Origin of the sequence: Levilactobacillus sp. FUA 3915 (assembly GCF_044053135.1) — a bacterium.
Taxonomy (GTDB): domain Bacteria; phylum Bacillota; class Bacilli; order Lactobacillales; family Lactobacillaceae; genus Levilactobacillus; species Levilactobacillus lanxiensis.
In genome coordinates this window covers 735,945-755,675 of the sequence record NZ_CP168704.1, presented here as the reverse complement: position 1 = coordinate 755,675, position 19,731 = coordinate 735,945, and the positions used below count along the sequence as shown (strand labels likewise).

14 protein-coding genes are annotated in these 19,731 nt (G+C 49.5%); 3 read left to right on the top strand and 11 right to left on the bottom strand.

Going from position 1 to position 19,731, the window contains the following annotated elements:
• Window positions 1-8: 8 nt before the first annotated feature.
• The 6 genes from ACEPST_RS03760 to ACEPST_RS03735 form a co-directional block, all read right to left on the bottom strand.
• Window positions 9-1,967 carry a DUF5776 domain-containing protein gene (locus ACEPST_RS03760; RefSeq protein ID WP_204120342.1) on the bottom strand — a complete coding sequence of 653 codons (1,959 nt, stop codon included), beginning with the start codon at window positions 1,965-1,967 and terminating at the stop codon, window positions 9-11.
• Between the two features lie 157 nt (window positions 1,968-2,124).
• Complete coding sequence (locus tag ACEPST_RS03755; RefSeq protein ID WP_395390514.1) at window positions 2,125-4,125, bottom strand: DUF5776 domain-containing protein; 2,001 nt, start codon at window positions 4,123-4,125, stop codon at window positions 2,125-2,127.
• 207 nt (window positions 4,126-4,332) lie between these two features.
• The gene (locus tag ACEPST_RS03750; protein WP_204120340.1) at window positions 4,333-6,063 is read right to left on the bottom strand and encodes a DUF5776 domain-containing protein; all 1,731 of its coding nucleotides are present in this window, start codon (window positions 6,061-6,063) and stop codon (window positions 4,333-4,335) included.
• A gap of 211 nt (window positions 6,064-6,274) precedes the next feature.
• Window positions 6,275-8,005, bottom strand: a complete 1,731-nt coding sequence (locus ACEPST_RS03745; RefSeq protein ID WP_395390513.1) for a DUF5776 domain-containing protein — start codon at window positions 8,003-8,005, stop codon at window positions 6,275-6,277.
• 198 nt (window positions 8,006-8,203) lie between these two features.
• Window positions 8,204-10,180 (bottom strand): DUF5776 domain-containing protein, encoded by a 1,977-nt coding sequence (locus ACEPST_RS03740; RefSeq protein ID WP_395390512.1) that lies wholly within the window; start codon window positions 10,178-10,180, stop codon window positions 8,204-8,206.
• 101 nt (window positions 10,181-10,281) lie between these two features.
• Complete coding sequence (locus ACEPST_RS03735; RefSeq protein ID WP_204121772.1) at window positions 10,282-11,610, bottom strand: hypothetical protein; 1,329 nt, start codon at window positions 11,608-11,610, stop codon at window positions 10,282-10,284.
• A 694-nt stretch (window positions 11,611-12,304) separates the two neighbouring features.
• Between ACEPST_RS03735 and ACEPST_RS03730 the strand changes: the two genes are divergently transcribed.
• Together ACEPST_RS03730 and ACEPST_RS03725 are read left to right on the top strand one after the other, a co-directional pair.
• On the top strand, window positions 12,305-12,823 hold the full coding sequence (locus ACEPST_RS03730) for a helix-turn-helix domain-containing protein (RefSeq protein ID WP_204122297.1): 519 nt from the start codon (window positions 12,305-12,307) through the stop codon (window positions 12,821-12,823).
• On the top strand, window positions 12,772-13,671 hold the full coding sequence (locus ACEPST_RS03725) for an IS3 family transposase (protein WP_204122298.1): 900 nt from the start codon (window positions 12,772-12,774) through the stop codon (window positions 13,669-13,671). The genes ACEPST_RS03730 and ACEPST_RS03725 overlap by 52 nt, the downstream gene beginning before the upstream one ends.
• A gap of 208 nt (window positions 13,672-13,879) precedes the next feature.
• On the opposite strand, the gene ACEPST_RS03720 is transcribed toward ACEPST_RS03725, so the two are convergent.
• Genes ACEPST_RS03720 through ACEPST_RS03705 form a run of 4 tightly spaced genes read right to left on the bottom strand, consistent with a single transcriptional unit; the run spans window position 13,880 to window position 17,318 of the window.
• Window positions 13,880-14,542, bottom strand: a complete 663-nt coding sequence (locus ACEPST_RS03720; protein ID WP_275404338.1) for an ABC transporter permease — start codon at window positions 14,540-14,542, stop codon at window positions 13,880-13,882.
• Between the two features lie 2 nt (window positions 14,543-14,544).
• Window positions 14,545-15,477 (bottom strand): osmoprotectant ABC transporter substrate-binding protein, encoded by a 933-nt coding sequence (locus ACEPST_RS03715; RefSeq protein ID WP_203642402.1) that lies wholly within the window; start codon window positions 15,475-15,477, stop codon window positions 14,545-14,547.
• 9 nt (window positions 15,478-15,486) lie between these two features.
• Entirely contained in the window at window positions 15,487-16,113 is a 627-nt protein-coding gene (locus ACEPST_RS03710; protein ID WP_203642401.1) for an ABC transporter permease, read from the bottom strand.
• Window positions 16,110-17,318, bottom strand: coding sequence for a betaine/proline/choline family ABC transporter ATP-binding protein (locus tag ACEPST_RS03705; RefSeq protein WP_203637587.1), 1,209 nt, complete (start codon window positions 17,316-17,318; stop codon window positions 16,110-16,112). The genes ACEPST_RS03710 and ACEPST_RS03705 overlap by 4 nt, the downstream gene beginning before the upstream one ends.
• Window positions 17,319-18,384: 1,066 nt before the next feature.
• On the opposite strand from ACEPST_RS03705, the gene ACEPST_RS03700 reads away from it, so the two are divergent.
• Window positions 18,385-18,864, top strand: coding sequence for a hypothetical protein (locus ACEPST_RS03700; protein WP_204121771.1), 480 nt, complete (start codon window positions 18,385-18,387; stop codon window positions 18,862-18,864).
• Between the two features lie 181 nt (window positions 18,865-19,045).
• Here ACEPST_RS03700 and ACEPST_RS03695 read toward each other — a convergent pair whose 3' ends face one another.
• On the bottom strand, window positions 19,046-19,636 hold the full coding sequence (locus tag ACEPST_RS03695; RefSeq protein WP_204121770.1) for a TetR/AcrR family transcriptional regulator: 591 nt from the start codon (window positions 19,634-19,636) through the stop codon (window positions 19,046-19,048).
• Window positions 19,637-19,731: the final 95 nt, after the last annotated feature.

Here is a 19,731-nt window from a genome sequence, read left to right as displayed (position 1 = left end):
GTTTTTAGTTAATGAATGGTTTTGATGAAGTGACGATTAGCGGTCACATACCCATGTGCCACGCGATAACGCTTAGTCCCATTGGCGCTGAAGTCCCAGCCCTTCACGGTGAGCGTGGTGCCTTTACGGTAATACTTCTGCCGATGTTTAAAATTCACATCACGATACCGGTTGATAGCGGTCTTAGCTTTGAGTCTCTTCGGCATGGCAACTCGTCCATTTTGCACCAGTTTCTTGTTGGCGGTGATATAGCGACCGTTCGTGAGCACGTACCGGGTGGTCAGGTTGTGCTTAACCAGTTTCTTCACCCGCAGTGTTTGACCCTGACGGTAGTGAGTCGCCTTACCGGTCAACGACTTATTCCGGTAAGCATTCACACCATTAGGATTGATGACGGTAATCTTCTTCGCCGCTTTGCGGTAATAAACAGGCGTCACGTAAGCTGCCTGAGTCGTGATATAGCCTTCATCTCCAGCAGTCTTGGACCGATGGTTAACGTCTTTGACCAAGTACCGTGGCCGGCCAGCGGTCGAGTTAGCATAGCCGGTGACCTTAAACATAGGCCGGTTGATACGTGGTTGCTTGCGGTACCAGTGTTGGCGGCCCTTCTTGGTGAAGTTGGTGCCATTGTAGAGGCCGATTTTCTTGGTGGCGTAGACGACGGTGCCCTTGGGACTGACGGTGTCGGCCGTGTTGGGTGAGCTGTTGCTGGTGGTAGTAGTGGTATTGGCACTAGAAGACGTTGCGGTATTACCGGTACTGGACCAATTCAGAGGGATTTCGTAGTCTTGGGTAAAACCAGGAGTGGTGGTGATACTGGCACCAACCGCCTCAGAATACATAACTCGGAGTTGAACTGATTTTGTGGTTGAAGGAATATTATACATTTTGGTGTCGGTTGAAAGTGGTGTATCGAGGGTAAAACTGTAGTTGGAGTATTCGGCGGCCACTGAGCTTGCGTACTGCTGGGTTGCGACTATTTGGTAGGGGGATTGATCATAATTTAAAGAATTAAAATAGTCTCCACCAATATAGTGTGTTTGATTATTTTCGTCAGGAAAGAGATTGTTTTGTTCCGGGGGAGATAATAAACCTTCGTTATAGTGGTTTGTGCCATTAACGAGTGACGTGGGAGTGGTATCCGTTAAGTCATCAGTCCCATCGGGTTCATTGTGATTACGAGCGCGATAGAAGAAGGCATCTGGCTGAGTAGTGCCGCCGTGTGTGGCCCCCTGGTTCAGTGAATTGAGCTGGTAGGCAAATAGCGTAGCGGGCGTTAACGTGATGGTATTGTTCTTGACGGTTGCAGCTGGCAAGGGAGTCGTTACTTTTTGACCCCAAGCAATAAAGTAGTTTAATAGATTGGTTTCAGGATTTTTGAAGTTATAAATTTTTGAGAGCTGTGAGAAGTCAGTAATCTTGTTTTGAGAAACATTTAAGGTGTCGATTGCACCGGGAGTCGTGATAATCGTCTGGCAAATTTGATTGAAGTCTTGCGTGGTCAGTTCGTCGTTAATTAACCCCAATTTAAGCGGATTTTCGGAATCGATAATCTGTAAAACCTTACTGAGGCCGTTGTTCTGTTTCAAATTGGTTTGATTTCTAATAACTAGAACATTTAGCATACCTTTGAGTTTAATCAGGTCTTGGAAGTCTTGAATATCAGGATTAGAAATATCGAGGGAATTTCGGTTGTTAGCTAGAATGGTTTTCATGAGAGTGTTGGCAGGGTAGGGCTGGCCGTCAGGATTACCAACCGGCTTCAGCACATCTTGCAACAGAGCTTGGTCATTACCGAAAGCTTCTGCAGCCGTCAACTCGCCGGGGTCGGTCACCTCAGCTACCTGGGCCGCAGCGGACGTGTTGTTAGTCGCGGCGTTGGCCGGGGTCGGCGCACTAAAAAAGCCAACTGTGCCACACAAACTAAGTACTAGAGCAGTGAATAATAAACGGTGTTGAATGAGCATGGGGCCACCTCCTTAAGGGATTAAACCAGTTGTACCCCTATTTTATCATGCATATTGTTTACAATCTAATTCATTTGCTGCTTAAAAAATGGAAGCATACACGGATCAGACAGTAAAGCCCCACTTAGCTAGGAGTTCAGCTAAACGGGGTTCGCGGCTATTTGAGCAGGGTCACATAATTTGAATTAGCAGTCACATACCCATGCGCCACGCGGTAACGTTTCGTCCCGTGAGTACTGAAGTCCCAGCCCTTAACGGTGAGCGTGGTGCCCTTGCGATAATGCTTCTGCCGGTGCTGAAAGTTCACATCACGATACCGGTTGATAGCGGTATTAGCTTTGAGTTTCTTCGGCATGGCAACTCGGCCATTTTGAACCAGTTTCTTGTTCGCCGTGATATAGCGGCCATTCGTGAGCACGTATCGGGTGGTCAGGTTGTGTTTGACCAGCTTCTTCACCCGCAGTGTCTGACCCTGGCGGTAGTGGGTCGCCTTACCCGTCAACGACTTATTCCGGTAAGCATTCACGCCTTTAGGATTGATCACCGTCACCCGCTTAGCCGCCTGTCGGTAGTAGGTCGGCGTCACAAATTTGCGATTGGCCGTGATGTAACCGGTCTTGCCCGCCGTTTTCGAGTGGTGGTTGACGTCCTTGACCAAGTACCGCGGCGTGCCGTGGACCGAGCGCGCGTAGCCGGTGACTTTGAACATCGGCCGGTAAACGCGGGGCTGGCGGCGATAGTAGTGTTGGCGGGTGGTTCGTTTGAAATTTGTATCCGTGTAAAGCCCAATTTTCCGGATGGCCGTGACCACCGTTCCTTCAGGCACCCCGCCGTCGCCAGCGCCGCCCGAACTGAGGGATGGGCGACTGGAACTCGTACTGCCGCTGCCACTGGAACTTCCACTCGAACTACTGGACGTCGAGGTGTCGGGCCAGGTCAGGGGGATGGTGTAATCCTGCGTGAAGCCGCGGAACGTTTCGCTGTACATGTAACGAAAGGCCGCGCGGATCTGGACGGACGGCGTGCCAGAGGGGATGTTGGTAATCTGTGGGTCGGCGCGAAAACTGTCGGTGGTCGAGTAGCCATCCGCCACCAGGCTACTGAGACTGCTGGCTTGTTCGGCCGGGGACAGCCAGCGGCGGTAAGCTAAGGGGCTCGGGTTTTGATAGTCGAGCACGCCAAAATTAGCTAAGCCACTCACCGTTTTCGCCCCTTCATCAATCGTCAGCTTGGGCTCCGGTTGGGTGATGGAGATGTCGTTATACTGTAGGACAGGCTGGCCCATCTCCTGGGCCGTCAGCGCATTGGGCACAAACGGGTCCGTCGTTAGCGCGTGGAGACCGTCTTCGTTCAGCTCCGGGTGGACGCGGAACACGGCCATTTGGAATGCGGGATCGTCGAAAGGCTCCGACGGGGTGTGGTGGTACAGTCGCAGCGGTAACAGGTCGTCGGTTTTTAGTGTGATTTGGTTGTGAACAACGCGTTGTGCCGGGAGTGGGTTCAAGTGGCGGGACTGGCCCCAGGCGACCAACGTCCGGATGACCCGACCACCGGGGCGCGTGCTGTCGGCGAGGTCGGCTACGGGGGTCAGGTCGTCGATTTGATTTTCACTCAGGTTAAGTCTGTGAACAGGCAGGGTATCGCCGTCTGCCGGGAGTGTTTTCAAATAGTCAACGAGTACAGCGAGATCCGCGTCGGTTAGCTGATCGTGATAAAGTAAAAACGAGCCATCGGCCTCAGCTGGCAACTGGTTAAGGGCCGCAATCACTTGCCGAAAGCCAACGCCAGATAGGTGTTTTTGGTTAGAAATTCGCACGGACCGGGGATAGGCGGCAAGGTGGCGGAGGTCTTGGTAGTCACGGATGCGGGGATCACTGAGAATCAGGGGGGTGGCGCCGCCAAAGGCTTGGGTCACGCTCACGGGTGAGTCGGCCGTGACCTCGTAGCCGTAGCGCTGGAGGGTGCGAATGATATCTGCTTGGAGGTAGGCGTCGTGGCTGAAGGCCTCCCGGATGGTCAGGGTGTCAGCCGCGGAAATCTCGCGAGTCTGCGTCGCACTGGAGGTTGATTGGGCGTGGACGGGTGGCAGCGCGACTGTGGCGGTGCCGAGCAAACAGCCGGTGAGAATCAAGAGGAGGGAACGGAAGGAATTTGGCATGCGGAACGCCGCCTTTCTAATTAATTGTGTAAACGTTTTATCTAGGAGATATCATAGCATGGCAGCCGGCGTTATCGATACTGCTAGGTCTTAAGTGAGGCCGATTTTCGTTTTACCCTAGTGGATGGTTAAAAGATCAATTGATTAATCTGAATAACTAGTCGCCAAAAAAGCCAGCTCACGGTCTGTGGGCTGACTCAGTAAAAACTATTTCACCTGCATAACCAGGCGCTTGTTAGCTGAAACGTAGCAACCATTGGGCAACTGGTACCGCGTGGTCAGGTTATGGGTGACGAGCTTCTTCACCCGGATGACTTGGTGCTTGCGGTAGTGGACTTTCTTGCCGGTGAGGGCCTTAGTCTTATAGCTGTTTAGGCCGCGGAGAACCTTGATCTTCTTTGCCTGGGTTTGGTAGTAAGCGTGGCTGACAAAACTGTTCTTGGCTGTGATATAGCCGGTTTGACCGTTCGTCTTGGCATTAGGGGCGATGTCCTTGACCTTGTACCGAAGCACACCGTTCTTGGAGCGAGCGTAACCAGTGACTTTGAACATCGGCCGGTTGGTTCGTTTAGCCTTGGTGTACCAGCGAATGCGAGCCTTATTGGTGAAGGTGGGAGACTTGTAGAGGCCAATTTTCTTGGTGGCGTAAACGATTTTGCTTTCTGGCTTGGCCTGGTCAGCCACTTGGTTCGGCGTGTCGACAGTTGTGGATTCACTGGACTCGACACTGGTGGCAGTATTACTTGTCGTAGGTGATTTCAATGGGATGGTGTAATTCTGGACGTAGGTGGTCCACATCTGGGGGGAGTCTAGCCGAACAAGTCTTGCAATCTTAAGGGTGAGTTGATGGCTGCCTGCGGGAATATTATTGATTGTGAGGTGGGTCGTATCGGTTGGGGAAGTGTATTCATGCATGCCATAATCAAGTAGCTTATCGTGGAAAGCTGACATGCTTAGAGTTGGTGTGTAGGTATCTGGGCTTAAACCGATGGTGTACATATCTGAGTAGTCTGTGTCAAGGGAATCATTGATTATGGGGAGGCTCGTATCACCACGAGGAAGCTGATCAGGTACCAATTTAGTAAGAATTCTATCTTGATTATCGAAATGATCAGTCGTGTCAAAAAAGTCTTCATTAGAGGTGAGCGATGCCCGAACCAATGTGTAATCTTTATAATAAAAGTCGGAAAAATTGGTCGTCAGTTCCGGCAGATCTGTGAAGGGAATCTTAATGCTGGTGCCAGTTAAGTTCTGTGCAGGTAGGATAGTCGTAGTTTCAGAATCTTGCATGGGCGCGTTGAATGAGCTGATGGCGTTCTTGTCGTCTGAATTTTTGAAAGCTAACCAGGAAGTAAAATTACTAATTTTGTTACGACTTAGGTCAAGCAGATTAAGATAATTACTTTGTTGATTGGGCGTGTATTCTTTTGCGAGGTCTATAAGCATCTCTAAATCTGTATCAGTTAAGTCATCATTGGGAAATTCAAGGGAGTCAATGTCAGCATGATTAATCATGAAGCTTTGTGCGATGGCGTAAAGATTATCTTCAGACAACTGTGACTGATTGGCTAGGCATAATGAGTGAGCGAGGTTGACCACTTTAATGAGTGGCGCATAATCCTTCATTGGTTCGGTGATGATGACACGGGGAACGCATTTTTGTACGTCCTCCAAGGTACTGGTGCTCTTGATTTGCCCCGCATACTGCTCCGGATAGTCCGCCTTAAGTAGGGCATCTCGGACGATGGCTTCATTTTTATCTGTTTGCCAGTTGGGAAAGGCTTGGTCAATAGTCTGGTTCAAATCAAGGCTAGTGTTGGCATCGGTCGGGGGTGTTGCGGCTTGTGCCGAGGCAGGGTTAACCAACACCAGGCTGGTTAACAGGACGATAGTGCTAAGTATACTGAAGCAAAGTGTTTTAAACAGTTTTCCTTTCATTTGGATTCACTCCTTATCATGTGCAGTTAACTACAAGCTAAGCATACCAGGTAAGCGTGAGGGATAGTGAGACTAGTGAATGGATTGCGGGCATGAAAAATCACCCACCAAAATGATGCGTGGTAAGTGATTATGAAAGCTTGATGTCATAAGGACTTGTTGCTGTTCAGACAAAGCAATTTAGGTAACTCGGTTGGTTAGGTGAAATTACTTATTTAACCTGCATGACAAGGCGCTTGTTGGCTGAAACATAGCGGCCATTGGGCAACTGATACCGCGTGGTCAGGTTGTGAGTGACTAGTTTTTTTACCCGAATGACTTGGTGTTTGTGGTAGTGGACTTTCTTGCCAGTGAGGGCTCTGGTTTTATAGCTGTTGAGGCCGCGGAGCACCTTGATTTTCTTCGTCTGAGTTTGGTAGTAGGCGTGGCTGACAAAACTGTCCTTGGCTGTGATGTAGCCGATTTGACCGTTCGTCTTGGCATTAGGGGTGATGTCTTTGACCTTGTAGCGGAGCACACCGTTCTTGGAGCGGGCGTAACCAGTGACTTTGAACATCGGCCGGTTGGTCCGTTTAGCCTTGCTGTACCAGCGAATGCGGGCCTGGTTGGTGAAGGTTGGAGACTTATAGAGGCCGATTTTCTTGGTGGCGTACACGATTTTGCTTTCTGTTTTAGCTTTGTCTTCCTGTGAGACAACGGTATTAGAGCTGCTGGACGTGTTAGACGAAGAGCCTGAATTATTGGTGGGCACAGCGGCTTTCGGAGCCGGATGGAGCTTGATCGTGTAGTTTTGAATGTAGGTAACTGTCTTGAATGGATTAACTAGGACGCGGAGGTGAAGGGCGGTGCTATGGGCTGGGACGTTGGTGATGGTCAGGTAATCTGGGTCGTTTGGTGGAAGAACTGTGTAGGTTGGGGCGGGGAAGTATGCGCTAACGGAATCTATTTGTTTCTGCGGCAGGGGCTCGTAATAGGTGCTACTTTGCGCATCAATCCGATCAGTCTGTCTGAAATCAATCGTCGTTGGAAAATCGCTAAACTGTTCACGGTACGTCCTTAATGGGATAACTTTCCCAGCGCCAAGAGCACCATTTGGCAGGAAGTTGGTCGGATCATCAAAGAAGTCGGGACTGTTAACCACTTTAAAGGCAATGTGACCCTGACGTAAAATGGGGTCGCCAATTAGGTCTGGGGAAAAAGGTGTTGTGAGTTCATCAAATTTAGTGAAAGGAATTTTCGCGGTGGTTCCATTGAGCACGACATCTGTGAGCAGGGGAGCGTCCGAAGAGATTGAACTTGGGGCATACAAGTGGGTAATCGGACTAGTAGCGCCTTGCGCATTTTTGTAGGCCATCCAGGGAGAAAAGTCGCTAATGTCATTTTGATTGAGATAAAGATTTGAAAGCACCGTGGTTGAGTGAACGCGTTCGGCAGCGGTTAGCAAGGTCGTGAGATCAGTATTTGTTAACTGATCATTGCTCAAATCTAAAGAGTTCACGTTCTTATATTTGTCGGGGCGGGTGGCTAGTAAGGTAGACATGATAGCAGGAAGACTGGCTTCAATTTGGCTAGTTTGATGGGTTAGCGATAATTCATGAAGTACGGGCGTGATTCGGGTGAGGGGCTCATAATTAGTTAGTGGGTGATCAATTGTAATGGCGGGGTACTCAGCTTGGACCTCGGCTAAGGTGCTATCGCCAGAGATGCCGTAACCCTCAGTGTGATAGTTTTGATGGTCTAGCATGGCGTCCTTGACGACAGCGGCATCGCTATTAGTGTCGGCGTCAGGAAAGGTTTCATCGATTGTTTTCGACAAATCAGTTGTCACCACCGGCGTCGTTTCCGCATGAACAGAACGCACATTAACTAGCAATAGGCCAGTCAGCAAGGCAACGAAACTAAGTATACTGAGACAAAATGTTCTAAAGACTTTTCCTTTCATCAGAAGTCACTCCTTTTCAAGTGCGATAATCTACAAGCTAAGCATAGCACCTAGTTAGTTGGGCAGTAATCGATTGGCGGTATGAAAAATCACCCATCGTAATGACTCACGATGGGTGATTATGAAAGCTTGATAGGATAGGATTTGTCGGCTAAAACGATGGCTAGTTAACTGCACTAAATCGTTCGGTGAACTTGCTTACTTAACGACGTGAATGAAGCGAGAATTAGCAGTGATATAACCACCGGCTACTCGGTAGCGTTTTGTGCCCGCAGCACTATAGTCCCATCCCTTGATGGCTATGGTTGCGTGTTTCCGGTAATGCCGTTGTCGTTTAGTGAAATTCACGTCTCGGTAACGGTTGATGGGTGTTTTAGTTTTAATCGATTTGGCCGATTTGATGCGGCCATTTTGGACTAATTTCTTATTAGCAGTGAGGTATTCCCCATTTTTAAGGACGTAACGCGTGGTCAAGTTGTGACGAACTAATTTCTTAACGGTTAGGACCTGACCCTGGCGGTAATGATGGGCCTTACCAGTGAGCGATTTCTGCCGGTAGGCGTTAACCCCTTGGGGATTGATCACCGTAATCTTTTTAGATGCTTGCTGGTAGTAAACTGGCTGGACATAGGCTGCTCGCGTGGTGATATAGCCAGTGTCGCCATAAGTCTTGGAATGGTGATTCACGTCCTTAACTAGGTAGCGTGCTCTACCGGCTGTAGATTTCGCATAGCCGGTAACCTTAAACATGGGACGATAAATTCGGCGCTGTTTGGGGTACCAATGTTGTCGGACCTTTTTAGTAAAGGTGGCGTCACCGTAGAGGCCAATTTTCTTGGTAGCGTAGACGACGGTTTGCTTAGAAACTTCGGTGGTGGCTGTGGTGTTGGCACTAGTGGTACTGGTTGCGGATGCTGGAGTTGACGTGCTAGTTTCTGTTGATGATGAGCTTGGCCATTTTAGAGGAATATTGTAATCCTGTGTGAGGCCGTCATAATAGCCGCTGGCAGTTCGATAAAAGGCAGCTCGGACTTGGATTGATTTGGTACCGGAAGGAATGTTCGTAATCTGCGGATCTACAGGAATACTTTCGTTTGGCTGGTTGTTAGTTAGGGCCATGCTAGAAATTAGTGAGTCTCGTTCAGACTGGGCTAACCATTGACGATATTGCGTTGTTGCATTCATTTGATAATCATAAGTATTGAAATTAGAAAGGCCGGTAGAAATACTAGGGGCGGGTTGTGCAATGCTGGGTTCAGCAAGTGGTTCTCCGTTTGCTTGCCGGTTAATCAAGTTATCGCCACTAGTAACTAGACTATCAAGCCCATCTTGATTAGCTTCGGGATGTAAGCGGAAGTAAGCGCTTTGGGTGTTATTGGATTGAAAAAAGCTAGACATCTTATTTTGATACATCGCCAGAGGCAACAGTTTTTTATAATCAATACTGATTTTGTTCCCAACCACGGTTTGAGGAGATAATTGCGATAGGCCTTTTTCTGATTCATCGTGGTGTTGGCCCCAAGCCACAAATTCATAAATTTTAGCTTCTTGGGGGTCACTTGGTGCATAGAGATTCTGTAAGGAAGAAAAATCGGTGATTTCGTTTTCACTTAAGTTGAGTAGCGAAATTGAGAAAGGATCAAACATTTCTCCATTCAGTCCTTTGATAAAAGAAACGATTTTAGTCAGACCAGAATTTGATATTTTATCATTAAAGAGGGCTAAGGTCAGGGGGGAAGCATAGTAGGTATCTAGGCTCTTAAGAGTGTCTAATAAGTCAGTTAAATTCGCGTTATTATCAGAAAGGTCTTGATTATAAATCACAATATTCGACGGCAGATAACGAAGGCCTTTTAGCTGTTTAAAATCTTGAATTTTATTGCTTCCTAAGTAAAGGAAAGTTTGAGACCTTGCAAAAGTTACCAACTCACTGGCCGGAGATTCAGCTGTTACCTCACTGGTTATTGTGTTGTTATGAAGTGAATTGATAATATCATTTTGTAAATATTTATCGGTGATGACGTCACTGATTTTTTTGGTATTATCGGGGTCGGTTGAAGAGACTTGGTCGGCAGCAGAAGTTGATTGGGCAGAGGCCTGTGTATTACCTACCATGACTAGACCTAAGACTAGACTGATAATTAGTAAATCTATGTATTTTTTGTACCAATGCATAATGACAATCCTCCTTGAGATGTTATCGCTTTCGAATTAAGCATATCACCATTCGCACGTTTAAACGAGCTTATTCGAAATTAAAAGGGCCAGCCAACCGGCTACCCCTTAGGTTCGTGCAAAATATTTCCCAGCGAAATGCCCAACGAGGCCAGTGTTAACGGCCAGCTCATGGTCAGGGTATACAGCCAGAAATGACTGGCATCACTGGGTTTGAAGAATGACAGAATTGATAAATGGGCGCCCGCACTCACAGCCACCAGCAGGCCAAACATGACCAGCTGGCACAACAGGCCGCCATACGTGGAGAACCGGTATTTGTGAACGATGGCCATATCGTGGTCAATCTCCGGCGCCCCGTACAGCGTGGCGTTGATGGTCGGGTTGTCGTAACCGACGTACAGCGTAATCAGCAGAATCCCCACCACGTAGGTCCAGCGCCACGGAATCAGCAGGAGCACGTGCCCCGCCAGCAAACTCCCCTGACTGAGCCGTAGCGCCCGTTTGGTCGACCCGCGTCCCAGTTTATTAAAGAGGGGATAGCCGGTCTCAAACCCGACGAGGTACAGCGCAAAGACCACGTACATCCCCGCATGCCCAAAGTAGAAGTAGGCGAAGAACCCGCTGAACAGCAGCACCAGACTCATCAAGAAGCCCCGGTTTAACAGGCGAATCTTGTAATTGGGCAGCACGTGGCGGTCGCCGTACAGCTCGATGGCGAGAATCACCAGCGCCACGCCAATAATAGCGAGCACCAGTCCATTTGGCAGGTTCAGCGCGGCCTTCCGCAACGTCGTCAGTAAGGCGATGGCCGCAAAGCCAATCAGGGACAACGCCCAGCGCCACCCCTGTTGGAGGCCATGGGGATGCGTTGGTCGGTTCTGGTAGAAGTCGTTGGTAAAGTTGTCCAGCAAAATGCCGCCGGGCAGCGCACCCAAGTACAGCAGCGCCAGCACGCTAAAGGTCAGCGTATAGCTCCACCCAGCCGCCAGATCGATGGCCAGCATGACGCCAAGGCCCAGGAAGATGAGCCAGTACAACCGCTTCATTTTAAACTCACTCGACTGACTGAGATGCAACTTGAGGGTCAAAAAGTACGGCCAAATCGTGGCGGCACTGTACCCCCACAACAAGCTACCGACGACGAGCCAGCCCACGGCGTTCGTCAGGGCAAAGATAAAGCTCCCCAGCGCGCCCAGCACCAGGCTCACGATGAGGTAGGTGCTCGACCGCAGATTTAAGCGTTTGGTATAAAAAATGCTGGCTGCCCGCGAAATGTAGAAGGCCACCAGGGCAATCAAATACGTCTCGCTCTGCGTTTCCTGGTACTTCAACAGCATTAAAATGTAGGGCAACATGAGGCCGATATTTGCTAGAAAGTTTAGGGTGCCGACGGAAAAGTCGATACCCGCTTGCCGTAACCGCTCCACCCGATCATCTCCTTGATTTTCTGTTTTTGGTTGGTTTTAACTTTGCCGCCTGCGTCAGCTAGGTGCTCTCGTCCCATGAGGCACGTCCGAAGCCAAAGGGCGGTCTTCGGACTTGTGGTCAAGCCTTACCAAGCCCGTAAGTCTTGCCCACAGCCCGTGCTGTAAGGCCGAGAAGACCACTCGCCCTAACAACCACCGACACGGGACTTCGCACCTAGCTGACTCCGGCTAAGAGTTGTGCACCAACCCCAAAAAGAAATTCAGGGGAGGATTGTTGGCTTGGCCGGGTGTGGTTGTTCAGGCGACATACCTAAACTTCAGTGTCGTAGTAGTTAACGCCTACGAATATTACTTTACACAGTATAGCATTGATTGCCCGTAAAGGTGGCTGGGGAGCTAGGCCAATTTACGGGCAATAGAAAAGCGCCACCAGCCTCGTTCAACCGAAGCGGGTGACGCTTAAATTATCGAAAGTTAACAACCAGCGTGACAGCCGTCTAGCCAAGCACACTAGCAAATTGACCACGACCACGGCTGCCGTCTAAGACTTCGCCAAACCAACATCGGATTGATGTCACAATCTGAGCCGGAGGAAGCCAGGACGGAGACGGCTGTGTCGGTGGTGTAAGACCGAGCGTTCTTGAAGTGCCGTAAAATTATTAGACAGAAAGACTAATAATTTTGAGGTGGTTCCATGAAGAAATATACGTTTGAGTTCAAAAGACGAGTGGTCAAAGAATACTTAGATGGTCAGGGTAGTGCTTTAGACTTGGCTGCTAAGCATAGAATGGCTACCGCAAGTCTTGTGGCCCGTTGGGTTAATCAGGTTAGATCAGGAGGATTTAAGGCTCTCCATAATCATGGTTGGATTCGATACCCCCTAGAGTTCAAAATGGAAGTGGTAGACTATTACCTGAACAATCATGTGAGTTTAAGTGCTACAGCTCGGTATTTTGAAGTTGATAATCCTACCATTAGTAAATGGGTTCGCAACTATCAAGAAAAGGGCATCGATGGCCTTGAGCCCAAGGATAAGGACAGGTATCAATCGATGAAAAAACAACCAAGACCAACGACTGAAAAGGAACGTCATCTCCAAGCAGAACAACGGTTAGAACATGAACTATATCAAGTCAAGATGGACCGTGATGCTTTAAAAAAATTGTTAGCCGTAACTCGCAAAAACCATCCAATGGGGACAAAACAGAAGTAGTCTATGAGCTACGGGAAAAGTATCCAGTTCGTCAACTTCTCAAGGTATTACACTTGAAACGTGCGACCTACTACGATCGACTGAAACGCAATGAGAAGCCGGATAAGTATGCACAATTGAAGACTGAGATTAAGAAAATCTTCGTTCAATCCAAACAAACTTATGGCTATCGGCGCATTCAGCTGTGTACAGAACGTGATGGCTTCAAAGCTAGCCCAGATACCATTCTCAAGCTCATGAATGAAATTGGTATTCGACCTAACATGTATTCTCGGCATACGTCCAAGTATCGGTCATATAAGGGCCAGGTTGGGAAAATAGCTCCCAACATCCTTAACCAGCACTTCAACGCGACTCAGCCCCTTTCAGTGCTCCACACGGACGTCACTCAGGTACGATTGGCTAATCAAAAATGGGCTTATATTTCAGCGATTATTGATGAAGCTAGTCGAAGCGTTTTGGCCGTTAAGATCAGTGCTCACCCAGATAAAAAGCTTATTAAGGCGACACTAAATTCACTTAAGCCCAAGCTACCAGATGATACTTTTCCAATTCTTCATTCCGACCAAGGCTGGCAGTATCAGATCAAGAGTTATCGTCACAAACTGCACAAAATGCATATTATTCAAAGCATGTCGCGAAAAGGTAACTGTCATGACAATGCGCCGATTGAAAGCTGGTTCAACCTACTAAAGCGAGAATGTCTTTATCGCCATAGTTTAAAGAGCCTAACGTCTTTGAGAAGACTCGTCTCACGCTACGTCAAATGGTTTAATACGGAGCGCATTACTTTGATTCATGGTGGGTTAACCCCTGCCAAGTATTGCCAGAAGATGCAAGTTGCATAGGTCAGAAAAGTGTCTAACATTTTACTTGCACTTCATCTTCTCGGCCTTACAGCACGGGACGACTTTGGAAACTCGCGATTCTTAGCGAGGTTTCAAAGCGAGGTGGAGGACCGCCCCTCAGGCCGGAACCGGGCCCCACAGCAGGCGTAGTCCTGGAAGCCGCAGGCGGCCAGCGGTAACGCACTTGACCTTAATCCCCAAACCAATACTACCGTTCAGAAGAAGTCTTAGGCGTCAGGCGCTTTTCGATGAAGGAGAGGACCAGGTCCGTGATAATCGCCATCAAAGCCGTTGGCAACGCCCCGGCTAGGATGATCGCCCCGCCATCCGTGGCGTTGGTCCCGCGGACGATGATGTCCCCGAGCCCACCGGAACCGATGAACGAGCCGATAACGGTGATTCCGATACCAATGACTAAGGCGTTTCGAATCCCGGCAATGATCACCGATAGCGACAGGGGAATCCGGATGGTCATCATGACCTGAAAGCGGGTCATCCCCATGCCTTTCCCGGCATCCAGCACGTCGGCGTCGACGCTCAGCATGCCGGTGTAGGTGTTTTTGATGATTGGCAGCAGGGAGTAGAGGAAGACGGTCACGATGACCGTGGTCTGCCCCAAGCCTAAACCCAGCATCAAAATGGACAGCATCGCCAGTGACGGAATCGTTTGGATCACGTTGGCAATCCCAATGATGACGGGCGAGAGGCGCCGGTACTGAGAAATCCAAATGCCCAGCGGAATCCCGACGATGGCGCCCAGTAGCACGCCGTAGATGGAAACGAGGAACGTTTGGTTAAATTGACTGAGGACGTACATCCCGTTGTGGCTAAAGTAGTAAACCAGCTGACTGAATAAACCCATGTCTTTCATAACTAGTCGTTCCCCCCTTCAAAGTAGTGGTGTTCTTTCAAGAAATTGTTGGCAACCGTCTGGGGTTCTTCCAGTTGGTCGTCGACTTGGTAATTCAATTGTTGCATGGTCTTCAGTGAAATCTTGCCGACCAAGCGGTTCAACACGCTGCGTAGTTCCGGATGTTGTTTCAAAATGGCATCGGTGGCAACGGCGCTCCCATCATAGGGTGGGAAGAAGTTTTTATCGTCCTTTAACAATTTCAAATGGTAACTGTTGACCCGGCCGTCGGTGGAGTAGCCCAGAATGGCGTCCATCTTGTCGGCGGATAAGGCGTCGTAGAGCAGCCCGGTCTGCATCGGCAGCACCGTGCCAAAGCTGTAGCCGTACATCTTCTGGAAGGCGGGGTAACCGTCGCCTTGACGGTTTTGCCAAATTTGGTCAATCCCGACTTTCATAGTGGGGGCCAGCTTCTTTAGGTCACTGACGGTCTTCAGGTGGTGTTTTTTCGCGAAGGCCGGCTTGACCATCCAGGCGTAGGTATCGGCGAAACCGTATGATTTGAAATAAGTCATCTGGTAACGTTGCTGAAATTCACGGGTGACGGTCGTGTTGACCTTAGCGGGGTCCCGCTCAAATTTTTCATTCAAGATGGTCGTCAGGTCGGTCCCGTTGAAGCGGATGGACGAGATGTCCGCCTGCTTGTTCTTCAGGGCGTTGAAGCTGACGTTGCCGGACCCCAGGTTATTAATGATCGTCGTGTTTAAGTTCGTATAGTGACCAATCATACCCGCAATGACGTAGGCCATGATCTGTTGTTCCGTGGTATTCTGTGACGCGATTCGTACGGTGTTATTGCCCGAGCCAGACAGTCCCGGCAGCGCGCACCCGCCCAAAGGCAGGAGGACGACCGCAACCAGAAAGGCAGCGAGCCATTGACGTAAATGTTTTCGCATAGCGGCCTCCTATCGTAATTGGCGTGGCGTGACGGCCACTTCCACTTTACCCAATAAATAGTCGACGAGAAGCGCCAACAGGATAACGGGAATCGAGCCGCCAAGAATCAGGTCAGAGCGGTACAGGTTCAGTCCGTTGAAAATGAAATCCCCCAGACCACCGGCACCGATGTAGGACGCCAGGGTGGCCCACGCAATCACGTAGGTCGCGGACAGCCGGATGCCGGCCATGATGACCGGTGCGGCTAAGGGAATCTCGGCCTGAATCATCATTTGCCACCAGGTCATGCCCATGCCTTTGGCCGCGTCACGCACGGTCGGGGAGACGCCTTGCATGCCCAAATAGGTGTTGCGCAAAATGGGCAACAGGGAGTAGATGAACAGGGCGACGATGGCGGGCGTTGAGCCAATCCCGAAGATGGGAATCATCATGGCTAGCAGCGCCATGGCCGGAATCGTTTGGAGCACGCCGGCCAGCGTGATGACAAAGTTGGCGCCGTGTTTCATCCGCGTCAACAGGATGCCCAGCGGCACGGCCACGATGACCCCGAGGGCCAGGGCGGCCGCCGAAATGTACAGGTGTTGGCCGGTCTTGGCGATCAGTTGGGTCCCATAAGTTGCTAGAAAATGCATCATTGTGGGATTTCGCCCCCTTCATCGTGGGTCGCAGCGGCATGGATGTCCGCGTTGATTGGGGAAGCGGGTTCTTCATTGGCTTCCGGTGCGCCACGCAGGGCATCGTAGACGATGTCGACTAGGGCCGTCCGGGTCACGATGCCGACCAGGTGCTTGTCTTTGTCGACAACGGGGACGTTTTTAACCCCCTGTTTCAGAATCCGGTCGACGGTATCGCCAATCAGTGAGTCAGCCTTCACGAAGAAGACTTGCCGGTTGGTGAAATCACCTACGGCCGTGTGGGGGTCGGTGATTCGGTTGATATCTTCCAGGTCAACGTAACCCTGGAGCACGCCGGCGTCGTCGGTAACCAGCAGCGTATCAACTCGCCGGTCATGCATCAGCTCGATGGCATCGTCGACGGTCTTGTCGGGCGTGATGGAAACGGGGTTCTTTAACATGATTTGACTAACGGATAAAATGTTGGGTTGGGCCCGGATCAGTCGTTCCTCACCAATCAGATTGGTCACGAAGTCGTTGGCCGGGTGACGTAAGATATTTTCGGGTGTGTCGACTTGGACCTGCTTGCCTTGGCTCATGATGACGACCTTGGTGGCCAGGTGTAGCGCTTCGTCCATGTCGTGGGTCACGAAGATGAAGGTCTTGCCCAGGTCTTCTTGTAAATGCTTGACCAGATCCTGTAGCGATTCCCGCGTGATGGGGTCCAAGGCACCGAAGGGTTCATCCATTAAAATGATCTCTTGGTCGGCAGCCAGGGCCCGCACAACGCCGATTCGTTGCTGTTGCCCACCGGAAAGCTCGCCGGGATAGCGTTTCAGCATGTCGTCGGGCAGTTGGGCCAGCTCAATCATCTTGTGCGCTTGTTCGGCCCGCTTTTCCTTGGACCAGCCGAGGAGCTTAGGAACCATTTCGATATTTTCCTGGATGGTCATGTGGGGCATCAGGCCAATGTTTTGGATGACATAGCCGATGGACCGCCGGAGCTTGACCGGGTCCATTTTAGAAATATCCTTGTCGTTGATCTTGATGGTGCCAGATGTTTGTTTCAGCATGCGGTTAATCATCCGCATGGTCGTGGTCTTCCCCGAGCCGGACGTCCCGATGAACGCAATAAATTCACCGCGGCCGACTTGCAAATTGAAGTCGTCGACGGCAATCTTGCCATTGGGATATTCCTTACGTAGATGTTCCATTGAAAGTAGCATAGATTAACCTCCTGTATGATGGTGTTGCATATTAAATGGTACGTTGTCAGTGCCTCCGGGAGAATGAAAATAGGCCGTGACGCTGTGGGCGCCCGTCTGGAGCCAAAGGGCGGTCTTCAGACTTACTTTGAGCCGCTAAGAACGCGTCTCAAAGATAGCAATTATCTAAGCAGCAAAAACCGCCGCTAAGATAATTCCCACGGCTGAGCCTATTTTCATTCTCCCTGCGGCTCACACTAGTTTAATACGCCAACGAATGTGTCGGCGGTTAAACTAGTGTGGGCGTGATGGTACTTGTAGGTAACATTGAACTGTAACGAGTAAGCCAGTGCTGTTGTTCTGCGGTCTAAATCCGTGTTGGCCGCAGGGCGAGGGAAAATGAGCTTAGCCGTGGGAGTTCCCTTGGTGGCTCGGCCACTTAGGGAACTGCTAGTTCGAGACTCGGTTTGTGAGGCTCAAACTAAGCCCGGAGACCGTTCTTTGGCTCCGGGCGGGTGCCCACAGCGGACCAGTCTCGTTTTCCCTCGCCCGGAGGCACTGACAACGCGCAGTTTAGCCCGCGTACAAAAATAACGATCGGTGTGCCGGGAGCACACGTCAAGACGGGCAGCCTGGAGACCGGTCGTATTTGGTTTTTTTGTTTCGCAGTTACGTCTATTGTACATGAAACAGTTACATTTACCAAAAGATAACTATTCCTTCTGTTGATAATCTTCTAGTGTAAACGGATTCGGGACGCAACCGTATCGTTGCTCTGCCAGGCCTGCAGGGTATTTCGTTACGTTAACATATTTATATGAGTTTTTAATAAGTAATTACTTATTTATTTCCTCAGAATTTTTTTAAAATAGGGGTTGCCTTCGACCTACTGTAACCCTTTATAATCATTTACATTGGGTTAGGGACACCGCGTTATTTGCTAGTCAAAAGGAGCTGATAACGGGCGTCACTGTGGGATTTTAACCACTGCCAATCACTTGAAGACACACATATTCGCTGGTCATCTGAAACGTAAAGAAAATGGCCAGTGCGTTAACTGATACATGAACGAAAGGAAGTTACGACCTTGAAACGAATCTTACTCGCTGGTGCCCTCGACGCTGCCAGTCAAAATTTTGTCCGTCAATTAAGCCAAAATAGTCAGTTGGACCTGACCGTTTACACCTCCAGCGCGGTGAGTTTGCCCGAATCCGTGATGGCGCTGACCGAAGAAGTGTTGGACGAAGGTGGTCTGAGCGCGGCCATGTTGGATCAAGACCTGGTCGTGGCCTTGGTGCCAACGATTCGCTTGGCCAAGACGGCGAGTACGCTGGCAACGGCGGTCCAGGCCGCAGGCAACCCACAACTGATCATCAGCCGCACGGATGACATCGAAGAGTTGCCGCTGGAAGAACGTCATGCGCGGCAAACCTTAGCAGCGGCCGGTGTGGCGTTCGACATGGTCGACGGCTTTGGCGGCATCAGCAGTTTACTCGGCGTCAGCGCGACGTCGGCAACGGTTTTTGGGCCGGGTGAAGAGGTTCCCCTTGAACGTTTTGCCGGGTAAATAGCCGTTGAAGGTCTTTCTAGGCTACCATGAAATTTATCCACAAGCCAGCTGATGATTTTCACCAGCGCCTTCTAAGTTGTTTTAAAAGCGCAATGTGATTTGCCATGTAAATTAAAATGTCAAAAATCGACAATCTACAAGCTGAAAATTGCTTGAAGGCTGTCGATTTTTTATGTGTCTAAAGATTAGGGAATTTTTCGTGAATGCTAGGTAAGACACCGTCTTCGAAGCTTTCCATAATTAATGAAATGAGCTCATCTTTACGTAACAGTGGTTTTTCAGTATGCTGCCACCTAATTGTTGTTAAGATATTGCCAGCAATTAAGCGGGCATAAAAAGACATAACTTGAACCTGTTTTTCAGAAGCATCAGGTTCTTTGACGTTAAATGCGGTCAGTAGAACTGACTGAAAAACGGTGAGCATGTCATCAAATAAGGTGATGGGCAATGGTCGGTGGAGCAAGATGAGTAGGGCTTCTTGATTTTGTTCAAAGTAATCAATAATGGGTATCAAGTAGGAAGGGTCGCCAGTCAAAATCGTTGGCTCGCGGTCAACTACTTGGATGTAATGTCCAAGCAGATCCGTTGAAATTTTGTTTAGTAAATCGTACTTATCAGCATAGTTTCTGTAGAAGGTCGTCTTATTAATTTGGCAAGTCGTTGTCAGCAACTTTATGGTGATGTCATTAAAATCGAATTGACTGAGTAGCTGAATAAAGTGGGATTCAATATTACGTCTAGTTTTAACGATTCGAATGTCCGTAGCCATGAATTCTCCTCCTTTAAGCAACCTTCTCTATTTTTTCGTTGCTTAAGCAACTTTTTAGGTAGTTCTTGTGATTGTGGCAACAAGTGAATTATAGC